12 protein-coding genes and 1 pseudogene are annotated in these 15,577 nt (G+C 48.0%); 8 read left to right on the top strand and 5 right to left on the bottom strand.

The genetic code is table 11. From position 1 onward, the window contains the following. Nucleotides 1-5: 5 nt before the first annotated feature. From Q0Z62_RS02670 to lpxC, 4 genes are all read left to right on the top strand, one after another. Nucleotides 6-812, top strand: coding sequence for a cell division protein FtsQ/DivIB (locus Q0Z62_RS02670; protein ID WP_298050606.1), 807 nt, complete (start codon nucleotides 6-8; stop codon nucleotides 810-812). A gap of 12 nt (nucleotides 813-824) precedes the next feature. Further along, a complete protein-coding gene (ftsA, locus tag Q0Z62_RS02665) occupies nucleotides 825-2,051 on the top strand; it encodes a cell division protein FtsA (RefSeq protein WP_298050545.1) in 1,227 nt (408 codons plus the stop codon). Nucleotides 2,052-2,145: 94 nt separating this feature from the next. After that, nucleotides 2,146-3,348 (top strand): cell division protein FtsZ, encoded by a 1,203-nt coding sequence (ftsZ, locus tag Q0Z62_RS02660; RefSeq protein WP_298050543.1) that lies wholly within the window; start codon nucleotides 2,146-2,148, stop codon nucleotides 3,346-3,348. Nucleotides 3,349-3,471: 123 nt separating this feature from the next. Further along, nucleotides 3,472-4,395: a UDP-3-O-acyl-N-acetylglucosamine deacetylase gene (gene lpxC, locus Q0Z62_RS02655; protein WP_298050541.1), complete on the top strand. Its 924-nt coding sequence runs from the start codon at nucleotides 3,472-3,474 to the stop codon at nucleotides 4,393-4,395. 27 nt (nucleotides 4,396-4,422) lie between these two features. Here the strand turns inward: lpxC and Q0Z62_RS02650 are convergent, their stop codons facing one another. Then, nucleotides 4,423-4,914, bottom strand: coding sequence for a DciA family protein (locus Q0Z62_RS02650; RefSeq protein ID WP_298050539.1), 492 nt, complete (start codon nucleotides 4,912-4,914; stop codon nucleotides 4,423-4,425). 16 nt (nucleotides 4,915-4,930) lie between these two features. Here Q0Z62_RS02650 and Q0Z62_RS02645 point away from each other — a divergent pair, with 16 nt between their 5' ends. Both Q0Z62_RS02645 and secA read left to right on the top strand, forming a co-directional pair. Next, complete coding sequence (locus tag Q0Z62_RS02645; protein ID WP_269900393.1) at nucleotides 4,931-5,827, top strand: M23 family metallopeptidase; 897 nt, start codon at nucleotides 4,931-4,933, stop codon at nucleotides 5,825-5,827. 131 nt (nucleotides 5,828-5,958) lie between these two features. Further along, nucleotides 5,959-8,685, top strand: coding sequence for a preprotein translocase subunit SecA (secA, locus tag Q0Z62_RS02640; protein ID WP_298050536.1), 2,727 nt, complete (start codon nucleotides 5,959-5,961; stop codon nucleotides 8,683-8,685). Between the two features lie 129 nt (nucleotides 8,686-8,814). Here secA and mgtE read toward each other — a convergent pair whose 3' ends face one another. The 4 genes from mgtE to Q0Z62_RS02620 form a co-directional block, all read right to left on the bottom strand. Continuing rightward, on the bottom strand, nucleotides 8,815-10,290 hold the full coding sequence (gene mgtE / locus Q0Z62_RS02635) for a magnesium transporter (RefSeq protein ID WP_298050534.1): 1,476 nt from the start codon (nucleotides 10,288-10,290) through the stop codon (nucleotides 8,815-8,817). Between the two features lies 1 nt (nucleotide 10,291). Next, on the bottom strand, nucleotides 10,292-10,693 hold the full coding sequence (locus tag Q0Z62_RS02630; RefSeq protein WP_269900387.1) for an acyl-CoA thioesterase: 402 nt from the start codon (nucleotides 10,691-10,693) through the stop codon (nucleotides 10,292-10,294). 86 nt (nucleotides 10,694-10,779) lie between these two features. Next, nucleotides 10,780-11,976 (bottom strand): M20 aminoacylase family protein, encoded by a 1,197-nt coding sequence (locus Q0Z62_RS02625; RefSeq protein WP_298050531.1) that lies wholly within the window; start codon nucleotides 11,974-11,976, stop codon nucleotides 10,780-10,782. 96 nt (nucleotides 11,977-12,072) lie between these two features. Then, on the bottom strand, nucleotides 12,073-12,924 hold the full coding sequence (locus Q0Z62_RS02620) for an inositol monophosphatase family protein (RefSeq protein ID WP_298050530.1): 852 nt from the start codon (nucleotides 12,922-12,924) through the stop codon (nucleotides 12,073-12,075). Between the two features lie 97 nt (nucleotides 12,925-13,021). Between Q0Z62_RS02620 and mnmD the strand changes: the two genes are divergently transcribed. Further along, on the top strand, nucleotides 13,022-14,848 hold the full coding sequence (mnmD, locus tag Q0Z62_RS02615) for a tRNA (5-methylaminomethyl-2-thiouridine)(34)-methyltransferase MnmD (protein ID WP_298050529.1): 1,827 nt from the start codon (nucleotides 13,022-13,024) through the stop codon (nucleotides 14,846-14,848). 109 nt (nucleotides 14,849-14,957) lie between these two features. Continuing rightward, a pseudogene (locus Q0Z62_RS02610) lies at nucleotides 14,958-15,577 on the top strand (glycoside hydrolase family 31 protein); the annotation flags it as partial.

Genomic DNA, 15,577 nt, shown 5'->3' with positions numbered 1-15,577 from the left:
TTGTGATGCGCCGCTATTTATCTGGTTTTAAAATTGACCATCGCCACATCAACCAGTTTGCTAATTTGTTAGCACTATTGGCCGTGGTTGCGCTATTAGGCAGTGTAATAGTGTGGGTCATTCGATTGCCCTATTTTGTGGTAAATACGGTTCAAATCGAAGGGGTAAATAACGAGGCGCTGGTTTATGTAACGCCCACAACAGTTAGCGCTACTATTGCAGGCCAATTACACGGTAATTTCTTTACAATAGATTTAGATGAGTCTCGTTCTTTAATCGAAAGTGCACCTTGGGTGCGTAAAGCTCAAGTTAGGCGGGTATGGCCCAATACATTACAGGTTAAAATAGAAGAGCATCAACCGATGGCATATTGGAATGAGACCGATATGATTAATACATGGGGTGAGCCTTTTGCAGCCAACGAGGCAGTACTTACCGAGGGTACAACCCTACCACAATTAAGTGGCCCTGCTAATTCGGAACGATTAGCGGTACAACGTTATGCCGAGGTAACTCAATGGTTAACGCCATTGGGGGTGAGTATTCAGCAATTTCACCTAAGCCCCAGATATGCCTGGGAGGTGGTTTTGTCCGATGGAATGCGTTTACAGCTAGGCCGTGACCCGGCTGCAGATATTGCAGATTTACATGGTACATCGCGTACCCGAGATTTTGCTCTACGATTAGAGCGTTTTGTGCAGGCATGGCCTAGCTTAACCGAGCGACTAGATGGTCGAGCTATAAAAAGTGCTGATTTACGGTATGGCAACGGTTTTGCCATTAGCTTGGCCCCGCCAAAAACTATTGAGTGAACATAAAAATATATGGCCCGTGATAATAAGGATCTTATCGTTGCATTAGATATTGGCACTAGTAAAGTAGTGGCGGTGGTAGCAGAGGTGCTGCCTGAAGGGCGCTTTGAGGTTTTAGGCTTAGGCCAGCACGAGTCCATGGGAATGCGTAAAGGGGTTGTAGTCAATATAGAAGCTACCGTTAACTCTATTCAACGAGCCCTCGAAGAGGCTGAGTTGATGGCTGACTGTAAAATAGGCGGGGTTTATACTGGAGTATCTGGCAGTCATATTGCTAGTTTAAATTCCAGTGGAATGGTTGCCATAAAAGATAAAGAGGTCACATCTGCTGACGTCTCTAAGGTAGTCGAAATTGCTCAAGCTGTTAATATTCCTATGGACCAACAAGTGCTACATGTGCTTGAGCAAGAGTTCTTTGTTGATGCCCAAGAAGAAATCAAACAGCCAGTAGGCATGAGCGGTTTTAGGCTAGAGGTTCGTGTACACATTGTGACAGCGGCCTCTTCTGCGGTACAAAACATCGAACGTTGTGTACGCCGTTGTGGCTCAGATGTTCAGGAATTGATGCTAGCCCCTTTAGCTTCCAGTATGGCTTGCCTTACTGATGATGAAAAAGAGTTAGGGGTGGTTTTAATAGATATAGGCAGCGGCACTACGGATATTGCCATCTATACCGGTGGTGCAATTCGTCATACCCATGTAATACCTATAGCTGGCGATCAGATTACCAGTGATATCGCCACGATGTTGCGTACACCGATGCCTGATGCAGAGGAAATCAAATTACGCTATGGATTGGCACGCGAAGCCAATGCCAGCCCAGAGGAACTCATAGAGGTCACCGGGCTGGGAGATAGACCAAATAGACAGGTAAAACGTCATGAGTTAGGTGCCGTGATTGAACCTCGGGTTGAAGAATTGTTTCAATTAGTTCAACACAGCTTAAAAGAATCAGGTTATGAAAACCTATTGGCCTCTGGTGTGGTAATCACAGGAGGCTCAGCATTATTGCCCGGCATTGTTGAACTCGCCGAAGAGGTGTTCTCTAAACAGGTTAGGGTGGCGATGCCCATTTACCATGGCAGCTTAGCTGACATGATGCGTAACCCTCGATTCTCTACTGCAATGGGTTTATTGAGTCAGGCGCGAAATGAGCACGGGCGCGGGCGCAAAGTCGCCCAACAAAAAGGGCGAGTGCAAACCTTGCTTTCACGAGCCAAAGAGTGGTTTATGAATTGACCCTCTTTTTGTAAAAAATAGTAACAGATCGTAGGACGACTGATCGGGGCGGCAAGACAGTTTCTTGCCATGATAAATATGCGAGGGAATCAAAATGATGAACTTTGAAATACTAGATACTAACGGTAACTCCACCGTTATTAAAGTGATCGGTGTGGGTGGTGCTGGTGGTAATGCAGTGACCCACATGATTCACTCTGGAGTGCAAGGCGTAGAGTTTATTTGTGCTAATACGGATGCACAGGCTCTAGCCAGCAGCGAAGCACCTATTCAGATTGCTTTGGGTCGTTCTGGCTTAGGTGCTGGGGCTAAACCTGAACAAGGCCGTGCCGCAGCAGAAACCGCTCGCGATGAAATCCGTAAAGTTCTTGACGGTGCTCATATGGTCTTTATTACTGCCGGCATGGGTGGTGGTACTGGCACCGGCGCAAGCCCTATTGTGGCTGAGGTTGCCAAAGAGCTAGGTATTTTGACAGTAGGTGTGGTGACAAAACCGTTTAATTTCGAGGGCCGCCGCCGCATGAACACGGCGAATGCTGGTATCGAAGAGCTCTCTAAACATGTGCATTCATTAATTGTGGTATTAAATGAAAATTTATACGACTTAATGGACGATGATGCGACCCAAGAAGACTGTTTTAAAGTCGCTGATGATGTGTTGCATAATGCATGTGCTGGTATTGCCGAAATTATTAACGTAGAGGGTAACGTTAACGTCGACTTTGAAGACGTGAAAACCATTATGGGTGAGCAAGGTCAAGCCATGATGGGTATTGCCGTTGCTTCTGGCGAAGGCCGTGCTCGCGAGGCTGCTGAACGTGCGATTGCTTGTCCTCTACTCGAAGGGGTGGATTTGCATGGTGCTCGTGGTGTGTTAGTTAACATTACGGCTGGTCGCGATCTGAAATTGCGTGAGACACGTGAAATCATGGATATTATCCAAGGCTACGCTGCCGAGGATGCACACGTTATCTTTGGTACAGCCTACGATGACAGCATGGGCGATAGTTTACGCGTTACCGTAGTAGCAACAGGTTTAGGCCGTCAACAGGCTCGTCCTCAATTGGTTGTGACTCCCGTAGCAGAGCCTGTGTCGCGCACTGGAACAGATGATAGGTCCGTTGCTCCAGAGGTGACGATACCTGAGCCAGCTAAAGTCGAAGAACCAGAGATCCCCGCTGTACCTTCCGTGATGCGTACACGTAGTACAGATGCATCAACACAGGTTCGTGCCTTAGAAACCTCAGGCATGGATCGGTTTGATATTCCAACGTACCTACGCAAGCAGGCAGACTAAACACCTATTCCCCGATAGGTGTGCTCTCGCATAGCCAACAGGGGCTAAGGCCCCGGTTGGCTACCGTTGCACTGTGTGTTTGTCTATTTCAGTTGTTTGTCATTTTCTTATTTGCTCCCATTTATGTTACGTCAGCGCACTATATCTAAAACAGTAAGTACTAAAGGGATAGGGTTGCACTCAGGCCGTTTGGTCGAAATTACGCTTCGCCCCGCCGCCCCTAATACCGGTATTGTATTTCATCGAATTGATTTGCCTCAGGTAGTTGATATACCTGCTCAGGCCCATTTAGTGGGTGGCACGACGATGGCTTCTGTTTTGCAGAAAGACGGCGTTCGCGTTTCCACGGTAGAGCATCTCATGTCAGCATTAGCGGGCTTAGGTATTGATAACCTGCATATTGATATCTCAGCCGAAGAAGTTCCTATTATGGATGGGAGTGCTGGGACATTTGTCTATTTATTGCGTTCAGCTGGGTTAGCAGAGCAAGAGGCTCCTAAACAGTTCTTACGTGTGCTTAAACCCATCGAGGTTCGAGAGGGTGAGGGGGCAAACTTAAAGTGGGCTCGTTTGGAGCCCTACGAAGGTTTTTCTCTACAGTTTTCTATTGATTTTCAACATCCTGCGATCAACGCGACAGCTAATTTTGCCGAGGTCGATTTTGCTAAAGAGTCCTATGTGAAAACCATTGCGCGTGCGCGTACCTTTGGTTTTGCTAGTGACGTAGAGGCGATGCGTGCTGCAGGGTTGGCCCGTGGTGGCAGCCTAGATAACGCAATTGTGATGGATGAGTATCGAGTCCTAAATGCAGATGGATTACGGTATGATGATGAATTCGTAAAACACAAAATTCTAGACGCGATTGGTGATTTGTATTTAATTGGTCATCCATTGGTTGCACGCTATGTGGCGTGTAAATCAGGGCATGGGCTGAACAATCAGTTGGCACGCGCCTTATTAGCGGCTCAGGATAGCTGGGAGCTAGTTAACTATGCCGAGCATGAGGTCGCCTCTCAACCTTATGTTCGCGAGTGGAAATTTTCGTAAAAACAGCAAGTTAAAAGGCTGGGTCATTTATGGCTCAGCCTTTTTGTTTTGGTGTCGTTGTAATAGTTTTTGTACTGCCTCAGCCAAAGGTCCTTCACTCAGACCTTGTCCTAACTCCTCAAACGCCGCGAGTCCAGTCGCATCAATACCTGCTCCTCCCCTGCGGACTTCACCTAAGGGTTTAACCCCTGTGAAAAGTACGGATTGGATTTGTATCTGTAGTTGATTAATCTGCCATTTATGCTGTTGCAAATGAAGCAAAAGGCTAGGGGTGAGTTGGCGTAACTTATTTGCGTGGGCAGCACTGGGAACTGCAATCGTTACGGCTTGTCTATCTATCTGAGCCACGCGGCAATGACGTAATCCGTCAGGCAAGGCTTGTTGGATCAATTGCTCTAGTTGCAAATAGCGTTGTGCTGTTTGCAGTAGTTGTTGGGGATCTTTTTCCAGCCATCCCATCACAGGACTAGCCGGTTCACTGGATCGAGAGTTAAATCGTTGGAAAAAAGCCCTAGACATAAGGATTATTTATTTAATGAAAGTAAAAGCAAGGACGGCACACAATGGCTTTTTGAGCCGCTTAGTGCTGATCGTAGTGGGGCTGAGCTTATCGGCAGCAGCAGGGGCTTTGGTGCAGTCCAAACTAGGTGTAAAGCAATTAGCCCCTGAACAGTTGCAGTTGCTCAATCAAGCCCAAGAGCGCGATGCACTGTATTTACAACAAAGTGTGCAGCACTTAGCCCAACGCGTAGGTGATTTACAAGCTAAAGTCATCGAAATGGAACAACTGGGACGACGTGTAGCGGATAGTGCTGGGGTCATGTACACAGACCCCGAGGTCACCAATCACATGGAGATGGGCGAGGACTACCCGCTCATAGGTAATGCCCAAGACTTAGGTCGACAATTAGATGATCTAAATCATAGCTTATCACAACGGCAAGATTGGCTAACTATGCTGGATACGGTCTTGAGTCATCGTTTAGCTAATCAGGCTCGCTTTCCCACCACGCACCCTGTGGATGTCAGCTATGCCACCTCTAATTTTGGTTGGCGCCGACATCCGATTACGGGCCGTCAAAAAATGCACGAGGGAATTGATTTTTCAGCCCCTGTAGGTACCCCAATTGTGGCGGCTTCGGGTGGTATAGTGACAGAGGCTCGTTATCTTAGCGGTTATGGTAAAACGGTTGAAATTGCACATGGTGATGGATTGATTACCCGTTATGCGCATGCTTCATCTATTTTAGTGCGCTTGGGTGATGTGGTTGAAAAAGGACAAATGATTGCTCGGGTCGGGGCCACAGGTCGTACTACAGGGGCGCATTTGCACTTCGAGGTGCGCCTTGAAAATCAGCCTTTAGACCCAATGTTGTTTTTACCAGGAGGTCATTCTGACAGTTTGATTGCACAGGCTGAAAAAACAGAATAATACCATTGGCATCAAGCTGCGTTAAACTGTATTGTTATGTTGCCAGTTTTCTCTTAACCCGAATAATAGGAATGGGAGTAGGTACACACTTTTTTTGTGTGTACTGTGAATCTTACCTAGACGATACAAGAATGGTTTCTTTGCTCAGAAAGCTTTTTGGCAGTCGCAACGATAGGCTGCTTAAACAGTACCGCAAGCAAGTTGCACAAATCAACGCGCTTGAACCCGAATACCAGTCACTTAGTGACGAGGCGCTACGGGCTAAAACAGACGAATTTCGCCAACGTATAGCGGATGGAAAGTCCTTAAACTCCCTATTGCCAGAGGCATTTGCCGTGGTAAGAGAGTCGGCTAAACGCGTCTATAACATGCGTCACTTTGATGTGCAGATGTTAGGGGCCATTGCCTTACATAACGGTAAAATTGCAGAGATGCGCACGGGTGAGGGTAAAACCCTAATGGCGACCTTAGCCGTTTATTTGAATGCTCTCGCAGGTAAAGGCGTTCACGTTGTAACGGTGAACGATTATTTAGCTCGCCGAGATGCCGAAACCATGGCGAAACTCTATAATTTTTTAGGGTTGTCGGTAGGTGTAGTCGTCCCTAACCAGCCTAACGAGGAAAAAAAGGCGGCGTATCAGTCAGATATTACCTACGGTACGAACAACGAGTTTGGCTTTGACTATTTACGTGACAATATGGAATACCACGCGGCAGAACGTCGCCAACGTGGCTTGTTCTTTGCTATTGTTGACGAGGTGGACTCTATTCTTATTGATGAGGCCCGTACGCCGTTAATTATCTCCGGTCAGGCAGATGATAATACGGTGCTATATCAGGCGATTAATGCCGTTCCGCCCATGCTAACGCGCATGACAGAGGAGCCTAAGCCCCAAGAACCTGAACCCGAGGGGGACTACTGGGTTGACGAAAAGGCACAGCAGGTCCATATCTCAGAGGCTGGGCACGAAAAGGCAGAGAAAATTCTGTCTGATTTAGGCTTGCTCCCCGAGGGCGAGTCCTTATACGAGCCGCGTCATATTTCGCTAATGCACCATATTATGGTGGCATTGCGCGCACATACCCTTTTCAATCGTGATCAACACTACGTAGTGCAAAACGATGAAATTGTGATTGTTGACGAGTTTACGGGTCGGTTGATGTCGGGTCGCCGTTGGTCCGAGGGCCTACACCAAGCCGTAGAGGCCAAGGAAAACGTCGCCATTCAGAACGAAAATCAGACCATGGCGTCGATTACGTTCCAGAACTACTTCCGTATGTACGAAAAACTGGGGGGTATGACAGGGACAGCGGATACAGAGGCGTTTGAGTTCCAAGAAATTTACAGCCTAGAAACCGTCGTTATTCCAACGAACCGACCGATGGTTCGTATCGATCAAAATGATCAGGTTTTTAAAACCGATCAAGAAAAATACAATGCTATTTTGGCTGACATTAAAGATTGTCACGAACGCGGTCAGCCTGTATTGGTGGGTACAACCAGTATTGAAAACTCCGAGTTGTTGTCTGGCCTATTGCAAAAAGCCGGTTTAAAACACGAGGTGTTGAATGCAAAGCAACACGAACGCGAGGCACAAATCGTGGCGGACGCCGGTAAACCTGGCAGTATCACCATTGCCACTAATATGGCGGGCCGGGGTACAGATATTGTGCTAGGTGGTTCTTTGGCTAGTCAAATTGCTGAAATTCAACATGATGAAAGCCTAACGCCAGAGCAAAAAACTCAAGCCATCGATGCCATTCAAGCTGAGTGGAAGCCCATCAACGAACAGGTAAAAGCGGCAGGTGGTTTACGTATTATTGGGACAGAGCGTCACGAATCGCGTCGTATTGATAATCAGTTACGTGGTCGGGCGGGGCGACAAGGTGATCCGGGCTCCTCACGTTTTTACTTGTCCCTAGATGATTCGCTGATGCGCATTTTTGCGGGAGACCGTGTACGTAACATTATGGAGCGTCTACGCTTACCCGAGGGCGAGCCCATCGAGGCGCGCATGGTAACGCGTTCGATTGAGTCTGCGCAACGTAAAGTCGAGGCCCGTAACTTCGATATTCGCAAACAGTTATTGCAGTTTGATGATGTGGCTAATGATCAGCGTAAGGTCATTTACGCACAACGTAATGAGGTTCTAGAGTCTTCTGATATCACCGAAAATATTGCTTTTATGCGCGAGGCGTCTGTAACGGATTTATTCCATCAGTATGTGCCCGAAGAAAGCATGGAGGAGCAATGGGATATTAAAGGCCTACAAGACGCTTTGGCTAAACAGTTCCGCTTGGATATTGATTTAGTTAGCTTAGTCGAAAAAGAGACGCATCTAACTCAAGAAGACCTTTTGGATCGTGTTTTAGATCTATCTAAAGAGATTCTAGAGCAAAAAACGGCACTGGTTGGAGCAGAGCAATGGGGTGGTTTTGAGCGCTCTATTATGCTGCAATCCATTGATACGCAATGGCGTGGCCATTTACAGGCATTGGATCATTTGCGTCAAGGTATTCACTTACGTGGGTATGCTCAAAAAGACCCTAAGCAAGAATACAAGCGTGAGGCTTTTGAGCTGTTTTCTGATTTGTTAGATCGTATCCGTGATGAGGTGATTAAAACATTGTTGACGGTGCAGATTCAGACAGCACCTCAACCAGAACCAACACCAGCAGTGGAATTAGAAAACGTCAGTTATCATCACTCTGATTATGATGCGGCTCTCAGTGGTGAAGACCCCGGGATAGCGACAGCCGATGCTAACGATACAGATATCCCCCGAGTCGGTCGTAATGACGATTGTCCTTGTGGTAGTGGCAAACGCTACAAACATTGTCATGGTCGTTTAGCCTAATTAGTACCCTTGTTTTGGTAAAAAGCCCCGATTGATATATATCAATCGGGGCTTTTTATTGGTGGTAATGAGGCGGCTCTACAGCTCTTGCAGCAACAGATGCAAGAGCTGTGTATAGTGACACCCGCATTACAGTAAAAATACGGTTGCCAGTCCTAAAAATAGGAAAAAGCCTAATGAGTCAGTACCAAAGGTGAGCAATACCGAAGACCCCATGGCGGGGTCTTTGCCAAAGCGGCTACGTAATGTAGGGATTAAAACCCCCAGCGTGGCTCCGACAAGCATATTACCAATCATGGCAGCCATCATCACTAAAGCAATAGGAATGGAGCGTGAAATAAACCAAGCAAATCCTGCCGTGACCAGACTGCCACACATACCAACTAAAAAGGTCACGAGTAGTTCGCGTTTGACTAAAGGCCAAATATTAACCCCCGTAATGCGTCCCATTGCCATTGCACGAATTACCATCGTCATGGTTTGGTTCCCCGAGTTACCGCCAATCCCTGCCACAATAGACATAAGAAAAGCCAAAATCACGATATGGCTGACCGTGTCCTCGAAACGAGAGGCTACAAAAGAGGCTGTGGCTGCAGTACATAAGTTAATGAGTAGCCACGGCGCTCGGTTGCGCAAAGCACTGAGTACCGGAGCAAAAATATCCTCTTCTTGTAGACCTGCACGAGATAATTCTTGTTCTTGAGAGTCCTCTTGAAGTACGTCCACCACCTCATCAATGGGGACTCGTCCAATTAGACGCCCAAAATCATCAACCACCGCAGCAGAAACCAAGTCATAGCGTTCAAATGCACTGGCGGCATCTGTGTCTGGATCTAAAGGGTGCAGACTAAAATAATCGGTGCTCATGACCGAGGAGACCAAACTATCAGGATCAGAAACCAGTAAGGTCGTGAGAGATAGTGTGCCTTGGAGCCGGTCTTCTCTATCTACAACAAATACTTGATCCGTGTGGTTGGGTAGTTCTTGTAGGCGGCGCAAATAACGTAACACCACCTCTAGAGAGACGTCTTCTCGGACGCGTACCATCTCAAAGTCCATAATGGCACCCACCGTGTCCTCGGGGTAGCCCATAGCCGCTATTAATTGGGCTCGTTCAGCCTCAGTTAATCCTTTTTGCACCTCTGCCATCACATCAGCAGGCAAGTCAGAGGCCAGCTCTGCAATCTCATCGGCATCCATGTTGGACGCAGCGGCGATTAGCTCATCGGCATCCATGGCTTTGATTAAGGATTCACGAACCCAGTCTTCGATCTCTAGTAATACATCCGCATCATGTTCTTTTTCAACTTGATCCCAAACAAGCTGGCGCTCCGCCTCGGGTAAGGACTCAAGAATAAAAGCGATATCTGCAGGGTGCAGGTTATTAATGATGGCACGAATTTCATTTTCGTGACGACGATGCGTAAGACTAGAGAGGATTTCAGAGCGATCATCCCCGGACGTCTGTTTTTCAGTGAGAAGGTTGACGACCTCTTGGCGCTTTAAAATGCTTTGGAGGCGATGCAGCGCAAGCTGAGCGTCTTCGGGGTCTAATCGACGAAGTTTTGGACGGGCGGAAGGGGTGGCTGAAGCGGTTTGAGTCATATTATTCTATAGCGGGTAGGGGGCGGCTGCGGCGCTGATCATCGGTGGCGACATAAGTGAGGACGGCCTCAGTGACTTTGACCGTTTCGTCGGGGAGTAATTTGCGCTCCGCAAAGACCTCTACGGAAACCGTAATAGAGGTATTTCCTGTTTTGATGATTTCGGCATAGACACTAAGCAAATCACCGACGAAAACAGGCTGCTTAAAGGTAAAGGAGTTGACCGCGATGGTGGCAACTCGGCCATGAGCGCGTCGTGAGGCGGCTACCGATCCGCCTACGTCCACCTGAGCCATGATCCAGCCCCCGAACACGTCGCCATACATATTGGCATCGCCAGGCATAGGTATGACGCGCAAGACGGGGTCGCGGTCTTTGGGGATGGAAATTAGCGCTGAGCTCATGGGGACTCCTAAATACAAAGAAAATGGCTATTATTGTACCTAGAAGCCTAGCAGAGTTGCCCCCAAAGTTTTGTTAAAGCTGAAAATTAGGCTGGTTTTAGCCATTCAGTCGCCAGTTTGACCCAATAGGTCGCCCCGATAGGGATCAGGTCGTCATTGAAATCATAGCTGCCATTATGCAACGTGCATGGCCCTAAACCATGGCCAGCGATTCGATGATCCCCAGAACCATTCCCCAGAAATAAATAACAACCGGGTACTTGCTCTAACATAAAAGAAAAGTCCTCAGCCCCCATAGAGGGGGTGACAGGATCAATCACACGATCTGGCCCCAACCAGTCTTTTAAAAGATCAGCACAAAAAAGAGTTTCGGCGGCATGGTTGATAGTGGGGGGGTAGCGACGATCAAAGTCCATGGTCGCAGAGCAGCCCAGTGCGGAGGCACTGCTTTGGCAGATGAGCTGAAGGCGCTGCTCAATGAGATCTAAGGTTTCTGTACTAAAGGTGCGTACAGTGCCTCGGATTTGAGCGCTATCAGGAATGACGTTATCGGCTGAGCCTGCATGGATTTGAGTAATGCTGACGACAGCATGATCTAAGGGATCGATATTGCGGCTGATGATGGATTGAATACCTTGGGCAATATGCACCGCAGCCAAAATAGGGTCAGCCCCTAAATGCGGCATGGCACCATGAGCACCTTTGCCTTGGATTTGAATGGAAAACGTATTGCTAGAGGCCATAATCGCCCCCGAACGTAGACCAAAATGGCCTGCAGGCATATTAGGCCAATTATGAATGCCAAATACCGCATCCATCGGAAATAAGGTAAATAGCCCGTCTTCGATCATTTTTTTGGCGCCGCCTAAGCCTTCTTCGGCAGGCTGAAAAATAAAATACACTGTACCCATAAAGTCATTATGAGAGGCGAGGTATTTAGCTGCGGCTAGCAACATGGTTGTGTGACCATCATGGCCACACGCATGCATTTTGCCTTCATGTTGGCTTTTGTGTGCAAAATTATTTTGCTCAGGCATAGGCAGAGCATCAATATCGGCGCGTAAGCCGATCGTTTTTCCTGGGCCTTGTGTGCCTTGTAATATACCCACAACACCTGTTATGCCTAAGCCACGATGAATAGGGATATTCCAACTTTGTAATAGCTGGGCTATTTTGTCAGCGGTACGAAGCTCCTCGTAGCCCAGTTCTGGAAATTGGTGTAGGTCGCGACGTATGGTAATGAATTCGTCGTGCCAGTCAGACAGCGGAGGGAGTGTGGTCATGGATTCACCTTGAGCTTTAGCGTACAGAACAAATAGATAAGAAACCTATAGTATTCCGTAGTTATTTGCTGTGGGAATCCGTGTTCACCATAAACCCTATGGTTTTTGTGGGTATTTCAGGTGTGGCTTGAGCATATCAAGTAGTTCAGGGGCGACTGTTTTTCCGCCTGAGTAAACATAGCCACGGCTAGGCCAAGGCAGTTGTTCATAGATATCTTCACTGATGCCGCCGGCCTCTCTTACGAGAATGGTACCTGCTGCAACATCCCACGGGGCGAGCCCCATTTCCCAATAGGCGTCAAAACGACCGCATGCGACCCAAGCTAAATCTAAGGCCGCCGCACCATGGCGACGAATGCCACGGGTATGCTCAATCGCATAATGGAGGGCGGGCATGTATTGATCGGCAAAGCTAAAATCACGGAAAGGAAATCCTGTGGCGACTACGCTGTTAGCCAGTGAGTCAGCATGTGAGCAGTAGATGCGTTGTCCATTTAACCATGAGCCTGCACCGTACATGGCAGTAAACATTTCCTCGCGATTGGGGTCATAGACTACGCCAATCACAGGCGTGTCAACCGCGAGAATTTCGCCATTGACTTGCGTACCTGCGTGGGCAATGAGCGCAATAGAAACCGCATAGTGAGGAATTCCATGCAGAAAATTTGTAGTGCCATCCAGAGGGTCAATGCACCAAGAGGCTTGACCGCTAGCTTGGCCCCCACTTTCTTCGGCAATAATTCCAAACTCTGGGGTTTGACTGCGTAAAATATCGATTACAGCAAACTCTGCTTCGCGGTCAGCTTGGGAAACCAGATCATTACGCATTTTTACGTCAATGACTAATTCGCTGCGGTTTGAGGCGTAGGCTTGTAAAATAGCTGCGCCTGCATGGGCGGCTTGAACAGCAGCTTCTAAGCTGCTGCTTAACGCTAAGGATGTTTGCATAACACAACCTAAATAGAATGACTTTAACGTGGTGGTGTCCTCGTGACATCCAGATAAATGAGATGATACGGGTAACCTATCATTTAACTGTAATTATATGACGCGCGCATTTCAACCCCTTATCCCTGCTACACCTACTTTTACTGATAGTGGCTTAGCGTATAGCGATCAGTACGAAGATGTATATCACGCCGCTTCTGGAGCAATGGAGCAAGCTCAGTATGTATTTTTGCAGGGCAATGGTTTACCGGAGCGGTGGCAAGGGCGAGATCAGTTCACCATCGTTGAAACCGGCTTTGGTTTAGGGAATAATTTTTTAACCACATGGCATGCGTGGAAAACCGATTCGCAGCGTAGCCGTCGTCTGCATTTTGTCTCCTTTGAGGCGCATCCTTTTTCCGCAGTGCATTTGATTCAAATGCTACAAAATACGCCGGCTGAGTTACGAGACTTAGCCGATCAGTTAATAGCACAATGGCCACTTTTGTTACCCGGAATTCATCGCTTAGAGTTTGAGCAGTCAGCCGTGACTTTAACGTTGTTCTTTGGGGATATAGCCCAAGCCACCAAACGGATGGACTGCAAGGCCGATGCGTTTTACTTAGATGGTTTTGCGCCTCGGGTGAATCCGGCGATGTGGTCTAAAGAGGTGTTTGGGCAATTGGTCCGTATGGCGGCAGTTAACGCGACGGCGGCGACGTGGTGTTCTGCCGCTCAGGTACGTAAAAATTTGCAGGACTCGGGTTTTGTGGTCGAGCGTCATCCCGGTTTTGCAGGAAAACGTCATATGACACGGGCTTGGTTGCGACCACATTTAGGCCACGACTATGCCCCTCGACCAAGTAAACCGGTGTTAATTATTGGGGGCGGCATTGCCGGAGCGGCAACGGCATACGCCTTAGCTCAACGAGGTGTGGCCACGGTCGTCTTTGATCCGGTCTTTTCGCGGGGGTTGGGCGCGGCACATCAAGGGCATGCTGCGGTTGCACTTACCCCATTGATTACTAGCGATGATGCGCCTCGGGCTCGTTTAAGTCGAGCAGGGCTGTGGCGAGCTAAGCAACGTTGGCATGCATTTATAGGTTCTAGTTTGCATTTTTGTGGCTCATTAGTCGTCCAATCAACAGAGGGAGAGGCAAAAACAGCGCAAAAAACAGTAGAGGGGCTCGGCTTTGCTTCAGATTGGGTACAATATAAGGATAAGCATAGCGCCAGCCGGTTGGCGCAAACGGAATTGAGACAAGGCGCGTTGTTTTTTTTGAATGGCGCGTATGCATGCCCCGAGTTACTACTACAACAACTGTTAGATCATCCGTTGATCTCTACGGTGGCCCAGTCGGTTGTGGCGATTCATGCCGCAGAAAATCAGTGGCAACTGGTAACGGATGATAAAATAATGTGGGATACCACGCAGGTGGTGGTCGCAAATGCGGGTGCAGCTCCAACTATTATTCCAGAACTCGCTCCGTTGGCTCCGCGATTATTTGATATGGACATTCTGGGTGGCCAAAGTGAGGTAATCGATAAACAGGTTCTGACTGATTCTGTTCAGGGGATTGTCGCTGGGAACGGTTATGTTATTAACGTAATGAATACGCATTATGCAGTGGGTAGTACCTATTCCTTAACAGATCGTGATGTGAGCCTGCCAGCTCATCAGGACATTATGAATAAGCTAGCAGAATTAGTTCCGGTGGCGGATTCGTTGGCTCAACCTCAGTCGATGTGGTTTGGTCAGCGGGCTGCGGTAAAAGATCATTTACCAATGGTGTGCCAAGCCAAACCGGGGTTGTGGATAAACGTGGGGTATGGCTCGTATGGATTTAGCTGGGCAGCGTTAGCGGCAGATGTGATTAGCACAAATCTTTGTGCAGAGCCAGCCGTAGTAGAACGTGATTTATTACAATCCATATACCTGCGATAATAGTAATGAATGATCAATTGGTTTGAGGTTTGTTTGCTTTGTGGCAAATAGATCGTCAAAATAGTATTTTTAATCTAAGGTTTTGGGCTTTGCCCTTGAGGATCGCACTGTGCCGTCCAAAACTCACTCTGATGATGTGACGCAATTGTTTAATCTTCTAAGTTCTATTTCTACTAAGTCCTCTGCTGCTGATTTTGCGGCCGCAGAGGATCAGCTGCTTCGTATCGAAGCCCATGCTCCCGGCGTATTTCGCTTACGTTTCGGGTCGTTAAAACATATTCAGCCGGATCGCGTCACGCCGCGAGCGCAACAGTATGCCGAAATGCTGTTGGCTAGATTGGATGCGGTAGGTGAATTGGAGCTGTCTGAAATCGCTACAGGGTGGCGTGTAGAGCAGGGTGATTGTGCTGTTGAGATTGATAAAGACACCTTTGCTTTGCGTGTGTATGGTGCAGATCAACTGTTACTGCAAAGCCAGGCACTGACACATGCTGAGAACTGGGCGTTGTCATTGGCCCTAGAACCCACCGAGGGGATTTACGGCTTAGGCGAAACCGTTGCTGACTTAAATCGTCGGGGCACTCGTTTGGTTTCGGATAATCCAGCTGACCGAGTATTACCTCTGGCCTGGAGCAATCGGGGCTGGGGTATTTATTTCAATACCTTTGATCGTGTAGAGCATGATGTGGCTCAAACCGCAGCTGACACGTACACGGCAACAGTACATGC

The organism is uncultured Paenalcaligenes sp., assembly GCF_947630565.1.
GTDB classification, from domain to species: Bacteria; Pseudomonadota; Gammaproteobacteria; order Burkholderiales; family Burkholderiaceae_B; genus Paenalcaligenes; species Paenalcaligenes faecalis.
This window is presented reverse-complemented; position numbering and strand designations above follow the sequence as displayed.